The sequence below is a fragment of the Streptomyces sindenensis genome, from assembly GCF_014649035.1.
GTDB lineage: Bacteria > Actinomycetota > Actinomycetes > Streptomycetales > Streptomycetaceae > Streptomyces > Streptomyces sindenensis.
On sequence record NZ_BMSG01000048.1, the window covers coordinates 23118 to 36200 of the forward strand.

The window sequence follows — 13083 nt, forward strand, 5'->3', positions numbered from 1 at the left end:
GCGGGGCAGGTGCCTCTCCCCCGCCGGGTCCGGCCCGGTCCGGACCCGGCGTCCCGGACCGTCCCCCGCCGTCGTCGGTCGTCGGGGTTCAGTTGTCGGTGAGGGACACCGCCCCGACCGGGCAGGCCCGTGCGGCTTCCCGTACCAGTGGGTGACTGTCCGTCACCGCCGGGCGGTCGGGGAGCATCTCGCTGAACCCGTCATCGTCCTGTGTGAAGACGTCCGGCGCGGTCAGCGCACACATACCGGCTCCCACGCAGCGTTCCCTGTCGACCCGGATGCCCATCCCCCTCACCAGGCCACGGGCAGTTCGAGCAGACCCTGGATGGTGTCGCCCGGTTTGTGCCGGATCTCGTCCGCGGGTACGGCCAGCCTGAGGTCCGGCAACCGCTCGAAGAGGGTGCGCAGGGCGATGTCGAGCTCGGTCCGGGCCAGGTTCTGGCCCAAGCACTGGTGGACGCCGAAGCCGAAGGCGAGATGGTGGCGGGCGGACCGGTCCCAGTCCAGCGTCTCCGGATGGTCGAACACGTCGGCGTCACGGTTGATGAGCGAGGTCGAGAAGAAGACGCCCTCGCCCTTGCGGATCGTCGTCCCGTCCACCTCGATGTCCTCGGCCGCCAGCCGTTGCAGGCCTTCGGCGATGGACAGGAAACGCAGGAGTTCCTCGACCACCGCGGCCGTCGTCGTCTCCCCGGACCGCAGCGCCGCCAGTTGACCGGGATGCCGCAGCAGCGTGAACGTGCCGAGCGAGATCATGTTCGCCGTCGTCTCGTGTCCCGCGACGAGCAGGATCAGGGCGAAGGAGACGAGGTCCTCGCGGCCGACGGGCCCGTCCGGATGGTCCCGGTGGATCAGTTCGTCCAGCAGCCCCTCGCCCGGTTCCGCGCGCTTGCGGTCGATCAACGCGCCCAGATACTCCTCCAGTTCGATCCGCGCGCCGTCCACGTCGCTCGCAGTCGGGCCGCACAGAAGGCGGCGCGAGCAGCCCTCGAAGAACGCGTGGTCGGCGTAGGGCACGCCGAGGAGCGCGCAGATCACCGTCGACGGCACCGGTAGCGCGAAGTCGGCGACCAGTTCGGAGGGCGGCCCCTGCCGCTCCATCGCGTCCAGCAGCCCGTCCACCGTCTCCTGGATCTGCGGGCGCAGCGCGGCGATCCGCTTCACCGAGAAGCTCGGGATGAGCTTCCTGCGCTGGGCGTTGTGCTCGGGGTCGTCGACGCCGAGGAGCGCCACGCGCCGCTGGCGCGTCTGCGTGAACCGCTCGGCCGGAATGGGGAAGCCGGGGTGGGTGCGGTCGGTGGAGAGCCGGGGGTCCGCGAGGAGACGACGAGCGAGCGCGTGCCCGGTGACGGCCCAGACCGGGCGTCCGTCGAAGAGCGTGACCCGGCTCAACGGGCCCTGTGCACGCAGTGATGCGTAGCCGGTGGGCGGGTGGTAGGGGCACTCACGGTCCTGTGGGAACGGTGGCGCGGGGGTCGGTTCGGTGGCAGTGCCGGTGAAGGCACGGTCCTGGCGGGCCGGTTCCGTCGTGGGTTCCGTCATGGAGCGGTCGCCTCGCAGTGCTCGGTGGTGGGTGCGGAGCGGGTCGCTCCGCACCCACCACCAATTGGATGCCCCAGGCACCTATCCGGTCGACGCATGGACCGGCCATATCACGGAGCATCGGACATGGCCGGTCTTCTTCGCACATGATCGAACGCTCGCGCATCCCCTCAGGCCGGGAGGGAGTGACGGACGGGATTCGGACTGATCACGGGGCTACGCGGGGCCCGAATCCGCTCACCCGGCTGTCCGGATTCGCACAGTCCGCACGGCCGCCGGAGGCTCAGCACGTCACGCGGTGACCCTGGCGATGAACGCCGCGAGATTCGCGACGGTTCGTTCGATCTGCTGCTCCAGGGTGAGGGACTCACGGAGCCGTCCGCCCGTGCCCGCGTCCTTCTTCCCGCGTACGTAGAGCGAGCAGGCGAGATCGCTGCACATGTAGGCGCCGACCGAGTTGCCCTGCTGGCCCGCTTTCCCGGATCTGGGGGCCACCAGCAGGGAGACTCCCCCGGTGTGGACGGTCACGCACAGCGAGCACATGCTGCGGCGGGTCTGCCAGGAGCCGGCGTCGGTGGAGCGCAACTGGATGGCCGTGTGACCGTCGCCGGACTCCATCACCAGGTAGGCCCGGTCGGGGGCCTGGGGGTCGCGCCAGCCCAGGAAGTCCAGGTCGCCCCAGGGCCGGTCGGCCAGGTCACGGGGGACGGACAGGCGCTTGGCCTCACCCTTGGTGCAGTTCACGAAGGCACTGCGGATCTCTCGCTCGGTCAGGGGTTTCATGAGATCCACGCTAAGTTACCTAAGAGTATTAGGCAAATGTATATTCTATTAGGCAATCGTGGATAAGCGTTCGGGGAGTGGCATGGCACGAGCAGGGCTGACGGCGGAGCGCGTAGTACGGGCGGGTGCCGAGCTGGCGGACGAGATCGGCTTCGAGCAGGTGACCCCGTCGGAGCTCGCCCGGAAGCTGGGCATCAAGACCGCGAGCCTGTACTCGCACGTCAGGAACGCCCACGACCTCAAGACCAGGATCGCCCTGCTGGCCCTGGAGGAGCTCGCCGACCAGGCGTCGGCGGCCATCGCGGGGCGGGCGGGCCGGGACGCACTTCGCGCCTTCGCCCACACCTACCGGGACTACGCCTCGCAGCACCCGGGCCGGTTCGCCGCGGCCCGGTTCCGCCTCGACGCGGACACGGCGGCCGCGAGCGCGGGCGTGCGCCACTCCCGGATGATGCGGGCGATCCTGCGCGGCTACGACCTGCCCAAGCTTCAGGAGACGCATGCGGTGCGGCTCCTGGGCAGCGTCTTCAACGGCTACGTGGAGCTGGAGTTGGCGGGCAGTTTCAGCCACAGCGCCCCCTCCTCGGACGAGAGCTGGACGGAGGTCCTCGACGCGCTCGACTCCCTGCTGCGCAACTGGCCCGCTCCGCCCTGACCCGGATTCCCCTCCGCACTCTCCCCCTCCCTCTCCCCTCTCCCCTCGCGACGAACGAAGAGACCGAGAACATGGCCACCCGGCACGACTGGACGACGACTCCCATCAGCACCGACATCCTGCGGGGCGCGCTCGACCTGGAGCAGACCGAGCGCGGGGTGCTGCCGCACCGGCTGCCCGCCCCTACGCGGCGGCAGATCACCGACGGCCAGCTGGCCATGGCCGAATCACAGCCCGCCGGGGTCCGGTTGGCGTTCCGCACCCGGGCGACCGCCGTCGAACTGGACGTGGTGGCCACCAAGCGCGTCTACGTCGGAGCACCGCCGCGCCCCGACGGGGTGTACGAACTCCTCGTGGACGGCCGCCTCGCGGGCCGGGCCAGTGCCCCCGCCGGCGACACGCTCACCGTCGACATGTCCGCGGGGACGGCTCGGACCCGGCCGGGCCCCGTGGAGACGCTCCGGTTCAGCGGCCTGCCGGATGCCGAGAAGGACGTCGAGATCTGGCTGCCCCACGACGAGACGGCGCTCCTGGTCGCCCTGCGCACCGACGCGCCCCTCGGGAGCCCCCGGCCGAGCGGCCGGCCGGTCTGGCTGCACCATGGAAGTTCCATCAGCCACGGCTCCAACGCCGCCACCCCGACCGGCACCTGGCCCGTCCTGGCCGCGGCCTCGGGCGGCGCCGAACTGATCAACATGGGGTTCGGCGGCGGCGCCCTGCTCGACCCCTTCACCGCCCGGGCCATGCGCGACACCCCCGCCGACCTGCTCAGCGTCAAGATCGGCATCAACATCGTCAACGCCGACCTGATGCGGCTGCGCGCCTTCGGCCCGGCCGTCCACGGCTTCCTCGACACCCTTCGCGACGGGCACCCCACCGCACCGCTGTTGGTGATCTCGCCCATCCACTGCCCCATCCACGAGAACACCCCGGGGCCGCTCGCCCCGGACTTCAGCGCGATGAGCGAGGGGCGAGTGGGGTTCATGGCCACCGGCGATCCGGCGGAGGTCGCCTCGGGGAAGCTCACGCTCTCCGTGATCCGCGACGAGCTGGCCAGGATCGTCGAGGAGCGCGCGGCCACCGATCCCCATCTGCACCACCTCGACGGGCCGGCCCTCTACGGCGCGGACGACCACGCAGAGCTTCCGTTGCCCGACGGTCTGCATCCGGATCCCGCCACCCACCGGCGTATCGCCGAGCGCTTCGCCCGGCACACCTTCGGCCGCGGTGGGCCCTTCGCCGCGCGGGGCCGGTGACTCCCGTGGGCCCGGTCACCGGTGGGCGGGGATCGGAGCACGCGGTTGTCCGTCGGCGGGGAGCCGGTTCGGTACGAGCCCGGCTCCCCGCCTTTCGCCGTACGACCTGCTACGGGGCGTCCACCAGGACGCGGCCGTCGGCCGGGACGCGGGAGACGAGCCCGCCCGCGTAGGCGGATTCCACCCGGGCCCGCTCGGCCGCGTTCGGAACCGCGTTCGTGCAGCTCGTACCGGCGCTGGAGCCCGACATCAGCTGGGAGCAGGGGCCGGGCTTGGTGTCCGGCAGGCCGAGGCTGTGGCCGAGTTCATGGGCGGCGATACGGGTTTTGTCGTGGCCCTGGGCGACCGCCTGGCTGCCCAGCTCCACCCGGGCCAGGCCGCCGGGGCGGACCGGGCCGAGCGTGGCCTGCGGCCAGCCGGTGGTGGCCACGATCTGTATCTCGGCCCGCGTGCCGGGGGCGGCCTCGACGAGCTTGACGTTGCCGACGTGTCCGTTCCAGGAGGCGACTCCTGCGGCGATCGCCGCCTCCCAGCCGCCGGCCCGGCTGTCGTCGTAGCGGAGCGTCACCACGGCTGCCGCGCTCTTCACGGCCGGGTCGGGCGCGGGAGCGGCGTGCGCCGCCGTGGCCGAGGCCAGGGTGAGCGCCACGGCGACACCGGCCGCCTTGAACCATCGGGAATCCAGCATTGTTCGTCCCTTCACTCATGGGGGGCTCGGCTCCGCGTGGAGCCGGGCGAGTGGGAGAACGGCCGGTTCGCGGGGAACCGAACGGCCTGGATGGCCACGTGCCGTACCTCCCGGGCCGCAGGACCTATGCCGCGATCGCACCTTGGTCATGCCCCTGTCATGAAAGGAGGCCGGAAATCGATCCTCACCCCGTGGTGGCGCGAGGACGACGGCTCCGGGGGCCTGTTCCGTACCCTGGAGGGCATGCGCATGCGACCCACCCTGAGCTGGACCTCCACCGAGGAGCCGCCGCCGGGTACGACGGATCTGGAACCGGTCGCCGAGGCGCTGCGCGGTGGCGGTGTCCTGATCCTGAGCGGAGCGGGCATCTCCACGGAGTCGGGCATCCCCGACTACCGGGGCGAGGGCGGGAGCCTGAGCCGCCACACCCCCATGACCTACCAGGACTTCACGGCCGACGCCGGGGCCCGCCGCCGCTACTGGGCGCGCAGCCATCTCGGCTGGCGCACGTTCGGCCGCGCCCGGCCCAACGCCGGGCACCGGGCCGTGGCCGCGTTCGGCCGGCAGGGCCTCCTCTCCGGGGTGATCACCCAGAACGTCGACGGGCTGCACCAGGCCGCGGGCAGCGAGGACGTCGTGGACCTGCACGGACGTCTGGACCGGGTCGTCTGTCTGTCCTGCGGCGCCGTCAGCCCGCGCCGCGAACTGGCGCACCGGCTGGAGGCGGCCAACGGGGGTTTCGCGCCGGTGGCCGCCTCGATGAATCCGGACGGCGACGCCGATCTCACGGACGAGCAGGTCGGGGACTTCCGGGTGGTGCCCTGCGCCTCCTGCGGGGGCGTCCTCAAGCCGGACGTGGTGTTCTTCGGCGAGGCCGTGCCGCCGCGGCGGGTCGAGGACTGCCGCGCGCTGGTCCGCGAGGCGCGCACCCTGCTGGTCCTGGGCTCCTCACTGACCGTGATGTCGGGGCTGCGCTTCGTCCGCCAGGCCGCCGGGGCCGGTACGCCGGTGCTGATCGTCAACCGGGACGCGACCCGGGGCGACCGGCACGCCGTGACCCGTATCGCCCTTCCGCTGGGATCGGCCCTCACCGCCGCGGCGGCCCGGCTCGGGGTTCCCGTCCACGCCGACGCGACGGCAGAACCCGCGTAGCGAGCGCGGCACGCCCCTCCCGCTGCGGCGGCCTCTCCCCGTCACTCTGCGCACGCGCGATAATACCGATATAGATACTTACGGGCAGTTTTCCGCTCGGGCAGTCGGGTACCCCAGTGGGAGGCGGCTGACCGCCTCATCTCATGCGTCCATCTCTCACACCGCCTTCCGAGGCCATCGACAGAGCAAGGAGCAACCGTGCCCTCAGTACCGTCCATCACCCTCAACAACGCTGCGGCGATCCCGCAGCTCGGCTTCGGGACCTTCCAGATCCCGCCGGACGAGACCTGCGAGACCACGGTCGCCGCTCTGGAGACCGGCTACCGGCACATCGACACGGCGCAGATGTACGGCAACGAGAAGGAGGTCGGCCAGGCGGTCCGGGAATCCGGGCTCGACCGCGCCGACGTCTTCGTCACGAGCAAGCTGAACAACGGCGCGCACGCACCCGACGAGGCGCTCCGGGCGTTCGACCGTTCCCTGGAGGAGCTGGGCTTCGACTACCTGGACCTCTTCCTCGTCCACTGGCCCCTGCCGGGTGGTCCGGGCGACTTCGTGGACACGTGGAAGGCGCTGGAGGAGATCTACCGGTCCGGGCGCGCCAAGGCGATCGGGGTCTCCAACTTCCAGGAGAACCACCTGCGCAGGCTGCTGGACAGCAGCACGGTCGTGCCCGCCGTCAACCAGATCGAGGTGCACCCGTACCTCACGCAGGAGCCCCTGCGGGCCTTCGGGGCGGAGCACGGCATCGCCACACAGGCGTGGTCGCCCATCGCCCAGGGCAAGGTGCTCTCCGACCCGACGATCGTGCGAATCGCCGAGCGGGTGGGCAGGACGCCCGCGCAGGTGGTGCTGCGCTGGCATGTGCAGCGCGGGGACATCGTGTTCCCCAAGTCCGTGACGCTGAAGCGTATCCAGGACAACTTCGCGCTCTTCGACTTCGAGCTCACCGAGGGGGACATCGGCGAGATCTCCGCTCTCAACCGCGACGAGCGCACCGGTCCCGACCCGGACACGTTCAACGGCTGACCCGGCCCAGCGACACGGCGTGCGTACCGGGTGATCCCATCCGCGTACGCACGCCGTGCTCCTCTACCGGGCGAACTTCCGCAGGTCCTCGGCGAGCGAGCTGATGGCCGCCGGATTGCGCGGGCTCTCGACGAGGTCCACGTAGTCGAGGACGACGATGCGGTCGTTCTTGATCGCCGATACTCCGGCGAGGGGCTTGTAGGACTTCAGGAACGTCCGCTTCTCGTCCGCGCCGGTGTCGCCGTAGTTGTTGATGACGATGACCTCGGGGTCGCGGTCGACCACCGTCTCCCAGCCGACCGTGGTCCAGCTGTCCTTCAGGTCCTTCATGATGTGGTCGCCGCCGGCCTTGGTGATGATGTCGTGCGGTCCGGCGTACGCGCCCGAGGTCAGCGGCTTGTCCTTGCCGTCGTCGTAGAGGAAGACGCGGAGGCGGTCGCCGCCCGTGGCGGCCTTGGACCGCGCGTCGGCGACCTCCTTCCGGAACGAGGTGATGAGGGTGTTCGCCCGGTCCTCGACGTCGAAGATCTTTCCGAGGTTCCGCAGGTCGGTGTAGAGCGCTTCGAGCGGGGGCATGACGCCGCGGGCCTTGCCCTGCCCGTTCCGGCACGACTCGCTGAGCAGGTAGGAGTCGACGCCCACGCGCTTCAGTTCGGCGGGGGTGAAGCCCTCGCCCTCGTTGAATCCGTAGTTCCAGCCGGCGAAGACCAGGTCGGCCCGGGCGTCGAGGACCAACTCCTTGTTGATGCGCTCCTTGGAGAGCCACGTGGTCTTCCCGTAGCCGTCCTTCCAGGGGACGGACGTCATGTCGCCCTTGTCGTCGGGCATCACGTATCCGGCCATGTGGTCCGCGAGCCCGAGGGCGAACATGATCTCGGTGATGCCGACGTCGTTGGTCACGACGCGCTGCGGGGCCTTGTCGTAGCGCTTCTTCTCACCGCAGTTCTCCACGGTCACCGGGTAGTGGCGGTCGGCCTGTGCGGTGCCGTCCTTCCCGTCGGCTTCCGGTGTGATGTCCGCTCCGCAGCCGGTGAGGGCGAGGGCGGCGGCCAGGGCGAGGGCCGCGAGGCGCAGGGGATGGGGCATGGGAGGGGGATCTCCTTCAGGAGGTGGGGCGGGCCGGGGGGAGGTCGAAGAGCAGTTGCAGCGCCCCGGTCTCGGGATGGGTGACGCGGTGCGCCCGTACGCCGAAGACGTCGGCCAGCAGTTCGGTGGTCAGGACGTCGTGCGGGGGTCCGGAGGCGACGATCCGGCCGCTGTCGATGACGTGGACGACGTCGCAGTGCAGGGCGGCGAGGTTCAGGTCGTGCAGGGCGGTCAGCACGGTCAGGCCGCTGCCGCGGACCAGGGCCAGGACTTCCAGTTGATGAGCGATGTCCAGGTGGTTGGTGGGCTCGTCGAGCACCAGGACCCGGGGCTGCTGGGCGAGCGCGCGGGCGATCAGGACGCGCTGCCGCTCACCGCCGGAGAGGGTGAGGAAGCCGCGTTCGGCCAGGTGTCCCGCCCCGACGCCGTCCAGCGCCTCGTCGCAGCGGCGGCGGTCCTCGTCGGTCGTGCGGGCCATCGGCCCCTGGTGCGGCAGCCGGCCCATGGCGACGATCTCGGCGACGGTGAAGTCGAATTCGGCGACCGCGTCCTGCGGAAGTGCGGCCAGCCGTCGGGCGCCTTCCCGGGTGGAGAGGGCGTGGAGGTCCTCGCCGCCGATCCTGACGGCGCCGGCGGACGGCCGCAGAGCGCGGTAGACGCAGCGCAACAGGGTTGACTTCCCACTGCCGTTGGGGCCGACCAGGCCGACGAGCTGCCCGTCGGCCGCGCCCAGGGTGACCTGGTCCACCAGGCGCGCGCCGGCGATCTCGACGGTGAGTTCCTCGATGTCGATCCGCATCAGATGCCTCCGAAGGAGTAGGCGCGCCGGCGCATGAGGAGGATGAAGCAGGGCACGCCGATGACCGCGGTGAGGACGCCCACCGGCAGTTCGGCCGGGGCGAGCACCACGCGCGAGAGGATGTCGACCCAGATCAGCAGGACGGCTCCGGCAAGGGGTGCGACGGCCAGAAGCCGTCGGTGGTCAGCGCCGACCAGCATCCGGGTCGCGTGCGGGACCATCAGGCCGACGAAGCCGATCGCGCCGCTCACCGCGACGACCGCACCGGTGACAGCCGCGGAGACGAGGAAGAGTTCCCGGCGCAGTCGCCCGGGGTCGACGCCGAGCGCGGCGGCGGTCTCGTCGCCCATGGCGAGGGCGTTCAGGCGCCGCGCCGACCAGCCGAGGTGCGCGAGGCCGGCGAGCACCGCCCCCGCGGCGATCGGCACGGCGGCCCAGTTGGCCCCGCTCAGGCTCCCGAGCAGCCACATCATCGCGGAGCGGGCCGCTTCCCCACGCTCGGCCGCGAACACCATGAACGTGGTGACGGCCGAGAAGCCGTAATACATCGCGGTCCCCGTCAGCACGAGCCGGAGCGGGGTGAGACCGCGTTCGGTGCGGGCGACGGCGTACACGAGCAGCATGGCCAGGAGCGCGGAGCCGAACGCCGCCGTGGACAGTGCCCAGATGCCCAGGGCGCCCAGCGCCCCGAAGATGAGGACGGCGTTGGCGCCGACCGCCGCGCCCGAGGAGATGCCGAGCACGAACGGGTCGGCGAGCGCGTTGCGCACCATGGCCTGGACGGCGACGCCGATGGCCGACAGACCGGCGCCGACGACAGCGGCCAGAACCGCTCGTGGCAGGCGCAGTTCCCAGACGATGGTGTAGGCCGGGACCTCGTCGGAGCCGATGGGTCCGCCGGTGAGCCCTGCCCACAGGTAGCGCGTCACTTCGGCCCAGGAGAGCCCCGACGCCCCGAGTGCCGCTCCGCAGACGAGCGAGAGGGGAAGGGCCAGGCCCAGGCCGGTCAGGAGGAGCGGCAGGGGGACGCGGCGGGGCGGCGCCGGTCCGGTGCCGACGCGCGCGGGGCGTGACGGCTTGGCGGGTGTGCGGTCGAGAGACGTGGCCACGGGCCGGTCGCTTTCGCCTCGGGCCGCGCGTCGCGCAAGGAGAAGCGGCCCCGGACGGCGGCCGTCCCGCGCAGCGTCCCTTTTCGCAGTCCACGGCGAATGGTCAGGAGCCTTCCGTGCCGCGGGTGATCGGGCTCACGGACCGGGGGTCCGTCTACCGTTGCGGGTCAGCGCCGGACTTCGACCGGACTTCCCCCGTGACGAGTCCGCAGCCTAGCGCGTACGTCCGTCGCGGTTTCGGGGAGGGCCGGGGCCGCCCCCGGCGTTCACCGGGTTCGCCAGCTGACGCGGGCCGCCACGGGCAGGTGGTCGCTGCCGGTGGCGGGCAGGACCCAGGCGCTCTCCGGTTCCACGCCGCGCACCAGGATCTGGTCGATCCGCACCACGGGGAAGGCGGCCGGCCAGCTGAAGCCGAAGCCGGACCCGGCCGCTTCCTGGGCCGACTCCATCCGCGAGGTGAGACCCGCGTACGCGCGGTCGTCCAGGGTCCCGTTCAGATCCCCGAGCAGCACCACCCGCTCGTTCTCCTCCGCGGCGACGGCCTGCCCCAGCGACTGTGCGCCGGCGTCCCGCCGGCCCGACGAGAGCCCGGCCCTGGGGTTCACGCGTACGGACCCGAGGTGTGCCACGTACACCGCGAGCGGCCCGTGGTCCGTGGCCACCGTGGTCCGCATCCCCCGGTTGTAGACCATCTTGACCTCGGCGGGCTTGGCGTCCCCCAGGGGCCCTGCGTCCATCTTGACGTCGACCGGCCGGGTGTCCGACAGCGGGAACCTGCTCCACAGCCCGACCGTGCCCTGCACCGTGTGGTGCGGATACGCCTTCGCCAGTCCCTTCTCGTACGTCCCCCGGGCCCGGGCCGCCAGTTCCTCCAGTGCCAGCACGTCCGCGCCGGAGCCGGCCAGGGCGCGGGCGGTACCCACCGGGTCGGGGTTGTCCGCGCCGACGTTGTGGGAGACCACCGTGAGGTCGCCGCCCGGGTGGGACTTGTCGACGAGCAGTGGGCCGAAGAGGTTCAGCCAGGCCGCGACCGGCAGGAGCAGCGCGATCACCGCGGTGGCGGAGCGGCGCAGCAAAGCCCCGGCCAGCAGCAGCGGGACGAGCAGGCCGCACCACGGCAGGAAGGTCTCGACCAGGCTGCCGAGGTTCCCGGTCCGGTTCGGGATGCTCGCGTGCAGCAGCAGGAGCAGGCCCAGCAGCAGCGCCGCCGTCGCGAGCACGCGGCCCCGGTGCCAGATGCCGGACGGACCGGAGGGCTCGGGGGGCTCGGTTGCTTTCGGTGTGGCAACCGTGTCGGCCACGTCTGCGGTGATTCCCGCGCCCACCCGCGTCGCCATCGTCTGTCCTCGTTCACTGCCGGTCACTGTCGCATCCTCGGGTCCTGAGTGGGGTCGGCGTACCTGCGTGGGCAGCCTCGGTCGGCGGCGTCCGCGCGGAGCTCGAAGTGCCAGGGCTCGTTCCGGTAGATCCGGCACAGCCCGTACGCGGAGCCGTGTTCGGAGAGCCCGTCCGTCGCCCTGTCGGGCCCGATGTCGACCGCGTCCCCCGACACGTGGGGAGAGGTCGTCGCGGTGGCCACCCAACGGGCGGCCTCGGCCTCGGAGCCGTACCGTGCGACCGCCCTGCGGAGCAGTTCCTCCTGGTACGCGCGAGAACGCCAGCCGCTGTTGACGGTGAAGGTGACGCCGTCGTCCGCGGCGTCCTGTGCGGCCCGGCGGAGTGCGTCGAGCAGTTCCGCGTGGAGGTTGGCCACCGCCGAAACCTCGTGGTCGAGGACCGTCGCACCGTCGGGCACGACACCGTCGGTCTCGTCGAGCGCGCCCCGGCCCCCGCGGTGCGGGGCGTGAGAGGGCGGCCGGTCGGGAGGGGACGGGGCGGGCAGAAGGGTCGAGGAGTCCTGGCCCGGGCCGGCCGCCGGGCCCGGGGAGGGGTTGAGCAGCGGGTGGCCGAGGGCCACGACGATCCCCGCCAGGATGGCCACCAGGCCGACGACGAGGGGTTTGCGGAACCGGAAGGCCGACGTACGCGCCGACGGCGGGGGTCGAGTCATGCTGCCCAGTCAAGGCAGCGCCGAGTTGCTGGCGCGTATGCGCTTTTCGATACGCCGGCGATATGCGGCGACTCCTACCATCGGGGACATGCGTGTGCTGATCGTCGAGGACGAGCCCTATCTGGCAGAAGCCATCCGCGACGGTCTGCGTCTCGAAGCGATCGCCGCCGACATCGCGGGCGACGGCGACACCGCGCTGGAGCTGCTGAGCGTCAACACCTATGACATCGCCGTCCTCGACCGTGATGTCCCCGGTCCTTCGGGGGACGAGATCGCCCGGCACCTCGTCGCCTCCGGCAGCGGCATCCCGATCCTCATGCTCACCGCGGCCGACCGGCTCGACGACAAGGCCTCCGGGTTCGAACTCGGCGCCGACGACTACCTCACGAAACCCTTCGAACTCAGGGAGCTCGCCCTCCGGCTCCGGGCACTCGACCGCCGACGGGCCCACAGCAGACCTCCGGTGCGGGAGATCGCGGGGCTGCGGCTCGACCCGTTCCGCCGGGAGGTGTACCGGGACGGCCGGTTCGTCGCGCTGACCCGGAAGCAGTTCGCCGTGCTCGAAGTCCTGATCGGCGCCGACGGCGGTGTCGTCAGCGCCGAGGAACTCCTCGAACGCGCCTGGGACGAGAACGCCGATCCGTTCACCAACGCCGTGCGCATCACCGTATCGGCACTGCGCAAACGCCTCGGTGAACCCGGGATCATCGCGACCGTGCCCGGAGCCGGCTATCGCATCGAACCGGCTGCCGACGCCGGACGGGGGGACGGAGAGAGCGGTGAGAGCCGTGGCTAGGTCCTGTCGTCAAACTGCCGTCGTCGCCCGGAGCGCGGCAGACGGCAGTTTGACGACAGGTCCTAGAGATCGTCTTCAAGGTCAGATCCAGAGCAGGATTGAGGCGATGGTGACGGCCGCCTGGTAGGACTCGCGGGT

14 protein-coding genes are annotated in these 13083 nt (G+C 71.5%); 5 read left to right on the forward strand and 9 right to left on the reverse strand.

Annotated features, from left to right (window positions below; translation table 11 throughout):
* Positions 1 to 88 precede the first annotated feature (88 nt).
* The 3 genes from IE145_RS31525 to IE145_RS31535 form a co-directional block, all read right to left on the reverse strand.
* The gene (locus IE145_RS31525; RefSeq protein ID WP_189528843.1) at positions 89 to 286 is read right to left on the reverse strand and encodes a ferredoxin; all 198 of its coding nucleotides are present in this window, start codon (positions 284 to 286) and stop codon (positions 89 to 91) included.
* Between the two features lie 5 nt (positions 287 to 291).
* A complete protein-coding gene (locus IE145_RS31530) occupies positions 292 to 1542 on the reverse strand; it encodes a cytochrome P450 (protein WP_189528844.1) in 1251 nt (416 codons plus the stop codon).
* A 291-nt stretch (positions 1543 to 1833) separates the two neighbouring features.
* Positions 1834 to 2325 (reverse strand): FBP domain-containing protein, encoded by a 492-nt coding sequence (locus tag IE145_RS31535; protein WP_189528845.1) that lies wholly within the window; start codon positions 2323 to 2325, stop codon positions 1834 to 1836.
* A gap of 82 nt (positions 2326 to 2407) precedes the next feature.
* Between IE145_RS31535 and IE145_RS31540 the strand changes: the two genes are divergently transcribed.
* On the forward strand, positions 2408 to 2980 hold the full coding sequence (locus IE145_RS31540; protein ID WP_189528846.1) for a TetR/AcrR family transcriptional regulator: 573 nt from the start codon (positions 2408 to 2410) through the stop codon (positions 2978 to 2980).
* A gap of 71 nt (positions 2981 to 3051) precedes the next feature.
* Positions 3052 to 4236 (forward strand): GDSL-type esterase/lipase family protein, encoded by a 1185-nt coding sequence (locus tag IE145_RS31545; RefSeq protein ID WP_189528847.1) that lies wholly within the window; start codon positions 3052 to 3054, stop codon positions 4234 to 4236.
* Between the two features lie 109 nt (positions 4237 to 4345).
* On the opposite strand, the gene IE145_RS31550 is transcribed toward IE145_RS31545, so the two are convergent.
* Complete coding sequence (locus IE145_RS31550; protein ID WP_189528848.1) at positions 4346 to 4924, reverse strand: snapalysin family zinc-dependent metalloprotease; 579 nt, start codon at positions 4922 to 4924, stop codon at positions 4346 to 4348.
* Between the two features lie 243 nt (positions 4925 to 5167).
* Between IE145_RS31550 and IE145_RS31555 the strand changes: the two genes are divergently transcribed.
* Entirely contained in the window at positions 5168 to 6076 is a 909-nt protein-coding gene (locus tag IE145_RS31555) for an NAD-dependent protein deacetylase (protein ID WP_189528857.1), read from the forward strand.
* A gap of 198 nt (positions 6077 to 6274) precedes the next feature.
* Complete coding sequence (locus IE145_RS31560; RefSeq protein ID WP_189528849.1) at positions 6275 to 7105, forward strand: aldo/keto reductase; 831 nt, start codon at positions 6275 to 6277, stop codon at positions 7103 to 7105.
* A 63-nt stretch (positions 7106 to 7168) separates the two neighbouring features.
* Here IE145_RS31560 and IE145_RS31565 read toward each other — a convergent pair whose 3' ends face one another.
* The 5 genes from IE145_RS31565 to IE145_RS31585 all read right to left on the reverse strand — a co-directional run bounded on the left by IE145_RS31565 (position 7169) and on the right by IE145_RS31585 (position 12149).
* Positions 7169 to 8191 carry an ABC transporter substrate-binding protein gene (locus IE145_RS31565; RefSeq protein WP_189528850.1) on the reverse strand — a complete coding sequence of 341 codons (1023 nt, stop codon included), beginning with the start codon at positions 8189 to 8191 and terminating at the stop codon, positions 7169 to 7171.
* 16 nt (positions 8192 to 8207) lie between these two features.
* Positions 8208 to 8990: an ABC transporter ATP-binding protein gene (locus IE145_RS31570; protein ID WP_189528851.1), complete on the reverse strand. Its 783-nt coding sequence runs from the start codon at positions 8988 to 8990 to the stop codon at positions 8208 to 8210.
* Positions 8990 to 10099, reverse strand: coding sequence for a FecCD family ABC transporter permease (locus IE145_RS31575; protein ID WP_189528852.1), 1110 nt, complete (start codon positions 10097 to 10099; stop codon positions 8990 to 8992). Before IE145_RS31575 ends, IE145_RS31570 begins: the two co-directional genes overlap by 1 nt.
* Positions 10100 to 10365: 266 nt before the next feature.
* Entirely contained in the window at positions 10366 to 11436 is a 1071-nt protein-coding gene (locus tag IE145_RS31580) for an endonuclease/exonuclease/phosphatase family protein (protein WP_229825989.1), read from the reverse strand.
* A gap of 23 nt (positions 11437 to 11459) precedes the next feature.
* Positions 11460 to 12149, reverse strand: coding sequence for a M15 family metallopeptidase (locus IE145_RS31585; RefSeq protein WP_189528853.1), 690 nt, complete (start codon positions 12147 to 12149; stop codon positions 11460 to 11462).
* 88 nt (positions 12150 to 12237) lie between these two features.
* Here IE145_RS31585 and IE145_RS31590 point away from each other — a divergent pair, with 88 nt between their 5' ends.
* Positions 12238 to 12945, forward strand: a complete 708-nt coding sequence (locus IE145_RS31590; protein ID WP_189528854.1) for a response regulator transcription factor — start codon at positions 12238 to 12240, stop codon at positions 12943 to 12945.
* Positions 12946 to 13083 lie beyond the last annotated feature (138 nt).

What these genes read in the sequence shown, in the direction of transcription:
- IE145_RS31540 (WP_189528846.1), top strand. Translation starts at nt 2,408, where the DNA reads ATGGCACGAGCAGGGCTGACGGCGGAGCGCGTAGTACGGGCGGGTGCC.
- IE145_RS31550 (WP_189528848.1), bottom strand. Translation starts at nt 4,924, where the DNA reads ATGCTGGATTCCCGATGGTTCAAGGCGGCCGGTGTCGCCGTGGCGCTC.
- IE145_RS31585 (WP_189528853.1), bottom strand. Translation starts at nt 12,149, where the DNA reads ATGACTCGACCCCCGCCGTCGGCGCGTACGTCGGCCTTCCGGTTCCGC.
- IE145_RS31535 (WP_189528845.1), bottom strand. Translation starts at nt 2,325, where the DNA reads ATGAAACCCCTGACCGAGCGAGAGATCCGCAGTGCCTTCGTGAACTGC.
- IE145_RS31525 (WP_189528843.1), bottom strand. Translation starts at nt 286, where the DNA reads ATGGGCATCCGGGTCGACAGGGAACGCTGCGTGGGAGCCGGTATGTGT.
- IE145_RS31555 (WP_189528857.1), top strand. Translation starts at nt 5,168, where the DNA reads ATGCGCATGCGACCCACCCTGAGCTGGACCTCCACCGAGGAGCCGCCG.
- IE145_RS31530 (WP_189528844.1), bottom strand. Translation starts at nt 1,542, where the DNA reads ATGACGGAACCCACGACGGAACCGGCCCGCCAGGACCGTGCCTTCACC.
- IE145_RS31545 (WP_189528847.1), top strand. Translation starts at nt 3,052, where the DNA reads ATGGCCACCCGGCACGACTGGACGACGACTCCCATCAGCACCGACATC.
- IE145_RS31570 (WP_189528851.1), bottom strand. Translation starts at nt 8,990, where the DNA reads ATGCGGATCGACATCGAGGAACTCACCGTCGAGATCGCCGGCGCGCGC.
- IE145_RS31565 (WP_189528850.1), bottom strand. Translation starts at nt 8,191, where the DNA reads ATGCCCCATCCCCTGCGCCTCGCGGCCCTCGCCCTGGCCGCCGCCCTC.
- IE145_RS31590 (WP_189528854.1), top strand. Translation starts at nt 12,238, where the DNA reads ATGCGTGTGCTGATCGTCGAGGACGAGCCCTATCTGGCAGAAGCCATC.
- IE145_RS31580 (WP_229825989.1), bottom strand. Translation starts at nt 11,436, where the DNA reads ATGGCGACGCGGGTGGGCGCGGGAATCACCGCAGACGTGGCCGACACG.